Genomic DNA, 4,945 nt, shown 5'->3' with positions numbered 1-4,945 from the left:
TTCCAGCACAAGATTCGCGTTGCCTGCCATCTCGCGTGCTTTGATCAGCGATTCAATTAAACCTTGAACGTCACCGATTTCTTTGGGATGTGTATTGACGAACAGCATCGGGCTTTCAGGAAAATCGCGTCCCACACGAATTCCTTCCCAGCGAAGCAATCGGCTGAGCTCGACTTCGAGACTCAATTGCTCGGCAGCTTGGAACATCGCACCAACCGACTCGAGTCCAAACACGCTGCCTCGCCCGAGAATCTCGTGTCCGATCATTTCACGATGATCGCTGCGTAGATCGACGATGGCTTGAAAGTGCGGCCGGACCAAACGCTCGGACATCAGTCGGTCGAATTGGACAAGTGCTAAGGCTTGGTCGCAAATATTTTCGGCAATCGTGCCATTGGTTGCTCCCATGACCGATTGACGATAAACGCGGAACGGTGCTTCGGCAAAGTGAATCAGGTCTTCTTCGCTGATGCGGATGGTTTGGTTTGGCTCGACTCGTTTACCGTTGACATACGTACCGTTGGTGCTGCCAAGATCGGTCAGCTGGAGAGCGCCATCGCGGATCGATAACGCCGCATGACGACCGCTGACGGTGCGGAATTGCAGCCGCAATGAGACCCCGGGTTTGCGTCCGATGACATACGGTTCATCATCAATGGGCAGATGAATGATTGTTTCGCCAGGCTGAGTCGGGCCCGACAAAAACCAAATGTCCTCCATCAACGCATTGCTGCGCCGGAGTCGTTCGAGTGCCGAGTTTTCAATCGTTGCCATTAATCTTGTACGCTCAAGGGGCCATGTTGTGTTCGCAGCGAGAACTTCCGGGGGGGGTGATCAATCTGCGGGACCTTGAAAGGTACGACGTAAATAGACGGTCGTCACCGCGAGAGTCGAAAATTCTTGGCTAAAAGTTCGGAATCCAGCTCAAACGAGTTCGGTAATAACTCCGCTGTTTTCGTTTCCCCACTGTCGTCGCTGATCCCCCCTGCAGAACCGCTCCTTCGATGACCGCTTCACTACGGGAGATACCGCCCACGACGCGGAACTTATTTACGATCGCTTCGATAACCGGCTCCGATGCTCTTATTTGCGAGCTACGTTTGAGGGCGGCAATTCAGGCTGGCAAACATGTCAAGTTTGCTGGGCGGTGCAACGACAACCACGCACGGCCCGCGAATGCCGCACAATCGATAACACCGATACGTTCCCCGCATCGTTCATTCATCAACATCGCTAAACACGTTATGACTGTACTCGCAAGCGACACCCAATCCTTCGAACCGAGCATGTTAGGCGGGCTGCTGTCCGACGACACGTTTTGGCCGACGCAGCCTCGTGATCTACACGAAACCGGGCTGAGTGCTGCCTACGTTGACGGATTGATGCTCAAAATCCTGTTGGTCGGTGGCACCCTCAGCGGCCGCACCTCGTCAGAACGGATCGGGATCCCTTTCCGTGTCATCGAACCGATTCTTGATGCGTTACGAACACGCAAATTGGTAACGCACGTCCGGCCAGCCCCTTTTAACGATTACTACTACTCGCTCACCGAAGCTGGCCAAAAGCAGGCCAATCAACAAATGGCTCAGTGCAGCTACACCGGCGCTGCGCCGGTGCCATTGTCGGATTACGTGCTGAGCGTCGAAGCGCAAGCAGCCGGACTGGATGCGGTCGATCGCGAACAATTACGCACCGCGCTCAGCTCAATCTCGTATCAAAACGAACTGCTTGATCATCTCGGACCCGCCGTAAACAGCAACACAGGCATGTTCTTGTTCGGGCCTCCGGGCAACGGCAAAACCACGATTGCCCGCTGTCTGACTCAATGCCTTGGCCAAGAAATTTGGATTCCCAACGCGATCCTTGACGATGGCAACTTGATCAAGTTGCAAGATGACGCCTTTCATCGCCCCGCTCCGGTTCCCGAAATCGCCAGCGATATTTTAAAGGGCCAGGAATGGGACAATCGCTGGACTCGGATTCGTCGCCCCACCGTGGTGGTCGGTGGCGAATTAGTCATGGAAAATCTGGAAGTCCGCCACGACGCCCGGTCCAACATCTGCGAAGCGCCGCTACAGATGAAGAGCAATTGCGGATGTTTGTTAATCGACGACTTTGGTCGGCAACGCATTGCCCCCGAGGAGCTACTTAATCGCTGGATCATTCCACTGGAAAATAAATGCGACTATTTGACATTGCCCACCGGAAAAAAAATTCAAATTCCTTTTGAGCAGTTGATCATTTTTTCGACCAACATCGACCCTAACTCGCTGGTTGACGAAGCATTCCTAAGACGAGTGCCTTACAAGATCTTCGTCTCCGATCCCGGTCGTGAAGAGTATCGCGAACTGATGAGCAGCGTGATGCGAACCTTAGGATTTCCGGACACGCCGCAAGCCGCAGATCATCTATTCAAGTTCTATGAAGACAGCGGTCGCAACATGCGACGTTGCCATCCGCGAGACTTGTTGACTCAAGTGGCAAATTTCTGCAAATACCGCAAGCTGCCATTGACGTTACAACCGGATTACTTGGATCACGCCTGTCGCAGTTATTTTAGCCAACTGTAGGACGCAAGGCCTAAACTTCCCGCGAAATCCCTTGGTGCCTTGCTTCGACCTCAGCCCCTCCCTTTCAACGTTTCTCAGTAGAAAGCCGTCTCGCGATGAAAGCGACAGAACCCAAAAAATTCAGCGCCGGCTACGAACCGATCCCTGGTTATGTGCTTGAAAAGCTCATCGGCCGTGGTGGATTTGGTGAGGTATGGCGTGCCGATGCGCCGGGTGGAATCAAAAAAGCGGTCAAGTTCGTTTTTGGAGCTCACGACCAGCAACGAGCTGCGCGTGAGCTGAAGTCGCTCGAGCGGATCAAAGGCGTCAGCCACCCGTTTCTGCTGACGCTCGAACGGTTTGGAATTGCCGACGATCAATTGGTGATTGTCACGGAATTGGCCGACGGTTCACTCGAAGACGTCTTTCGTGAACACCGAGACCGTGGTTCTTGCGGCATTCCCCACGAAAAACTGCTTGCCTATCTGAACGATACCGCTGATGCACTCGATTACCTGCACGAGCGTTACCAACTGCAACACCTCGACATCAAACCAGCAAATTTGTTGGTGATTGGCGAACATGTCAAAGTAGCCGACTTTGGATTATTAAAAGATCTGCGGGATGCCGACTGCAGTGTCGTGGGCGGTTTGACGCCGGTATATGCGCCGCCAGAAGTCTTCGATGGGCGTCCGAGCATGCATAGCGACCAGTACTCGCTCGCGGTGATGTACCAAGAACTGCTAACGGGAACGCGTCCGTTTAGCGGACGCACCATCGCTCAATTGGCAACCCAGCACGTCCACAATGCACCCGATCTTGAACCGCTTCCCCCGAGTGACCGACCGGCGGTTGCCAGGGCACTTGAGAAAAACCCGGTGCGTCGTTTTGAAAATTGTCGTGCGTTTGTCCATGCCTTGACCAACCCGCGTCGCCGCAGCACTCCGCTGCAATCGCGGGCGGGCGAATTGAGCCATGATGACACCGCCGAAGGGATTCCGCTGGGAGTCGGTTCGCAAGCCGCCACGACCGAGGATTTACCTGCGCTTCGCGATGGCGAGGTCAAACGTGATTCACGAACCGTTTCCGATGTCCTCGTGGTCGCACTCGGCGGCACGGGGGCGGAAGTGCTGCATGATATTCGCAGCCGTATCGCCAGCATGCATTCGGCGTGCCCGATTCGCTTTCATTCACTGCTAATTGATACCGACGAAAAGACGCTTGGCATCGCTCGCATCAGTAACTCGACGGCATCGTTACCGCCAACCGAGATCGTGCCGATTCCGCTTCGCTCGCCCAACGAGTACCGGCAATCGCTGTCGATCAAACGGCTTGCCACCGTATCGCGACGTTGGATCTACAATGTGCCTCGCAGTTTGTCGACCGAAGGCATGCGACCGCTCGGACGCTTGGCGCTGGTGGACCATGGTGCGAAAGTGAAAACCGCCATTGCCCAAATCGTCAAAGACCTTACCAAAACGCGTAGTGAGGAGATACCGTCGATTTATGTCGTTGGATCAATCAGCGGGGGAACGGGCAGCGGCATCTATTTGGATGTTGTACATCTGCTAAGACATTTCCTGGACGAAAACCAATTCGAACAGGCAAAGATCCTGTCGATGTTGGCGATGAAAGGGTTAACACGAAACCCATCGGTTTCGCTTGCGCATCATGACGCACAAGCCGCGTTGATGGAAATGCGTCACTATTTGCATCCCGAAAATGGCTATCCTGGCGACGAAGGCGCCGGTTGGCCAAGCGTCCCCGCAGCGCGGACGCCACTCAAAGACGCCTACGTGGTCGCCAGCAATGAGTTCGATCCGAAAGCGCCGCGTCCGGTCAACGTGATCAGCGACTACCTGTGGTCGGATTCAACCGGGGCTGGGGATTTGTTGGCCGAAGCACGCTCCAGTGCGCCCGAATCGCCAGACGTCTCGATTCACAAACCGCAATTACGATCGGTGGGCATCGTCCCTCTGGGGGTCGTACGCCGGCCTGAAGAAAAGATTTTGACGCCCGCGACCGTGCAACATTTGTTGCTGCGATGGCTGGGGCATCCCGGACACGCCAAAAAGAACGCGGAACCATTGTCTCAGCGATTGATGCGTCGTACCGGTTTTGCTCAAAACCCAATCATTGACGTCATCCAAGAGCCGCTCGGAAAAACCCCTTACGATCGCCAGCAACAACTGCAACAACACATCCGGTTGCAAACGCGTGAACAAGGTCGGGTGATCACCTTGGGGGACGCGGGTGAATTAGCGCCCCAGTGGGCCAACGAGATCGCGAACACTTCGAATGCCGCCGCGTCGATCGACCAAATGACAAGCGTGTTTACGAAGGAATTGTTTAATCGATTGTCGCACCGCAGTACCGACATCGCGACGGCGGTGGCC

At 54.7% G+C, this 4,945-nt stretch carries 3 protein-coding genes; 2 read left to right on the top strand and 1 reads right to left on the bottom strand.

Annotated elements, in window-relative coordinates:
* On the bottom strand, positions 1–774 hold a 774-nt coding region (locus ABX962_RS30100; RefSeq protein ID WP_372725089.1), incomplete at its 3' end, for an FHA domain-containing protein.
* A 470-nt stretch (positions 775–1,244) separates the two neighbouring features.
* Here ABX962_RS30100 and ABX962_RS30095 point away from each other — a divergent pair.
* Together ABX962_RS30095 and ABX962_RS30090 are read left to right on the top strand one after the other, a co-directional pair.
* Positions 1,245–2,570 carry an AAA family ATPase gene (locus ABX962_RS30095; protein WP_372725087.1) on the top strand — a complete coding sequence of 442 codons (1,326 nt, stop codon included), beginning with the start codon at positions 1,245–1,247 and terminating at the stop codon, positions 2,568–2,570.
* Positions 2,571–2,665: 95 nt separating this feature from the next.
* Positions 2,666–4,945 (top strand): tubulin-like doman-containing protein (locus ABX962_RS30090; protein WP_372725085.1); only part of this gene is annotated, 2,280 nt, incomplete at its 3' end.

This window comes from Novipirellula sp. (assembly GCF_041583735.1).
Classification (GTDB): Bacteria; Planctomycetota; Planctomycetia; order Pirellulales; family Pirellulaceae; genus Novipirellula.
This window is presented reverse-complemented; position numbering and strand designations above follow the sequence as displayed.

What these genes read in the sequence shown, in the direction of transcription:
- ABX962_RS30095 (WP_372725087.1), top strand. Translation starts at nt 1,245, where the DNA reads ATGACTGTACTCGCAAGCGACACCCAATCCTTCGAACCGAGCATGTTA.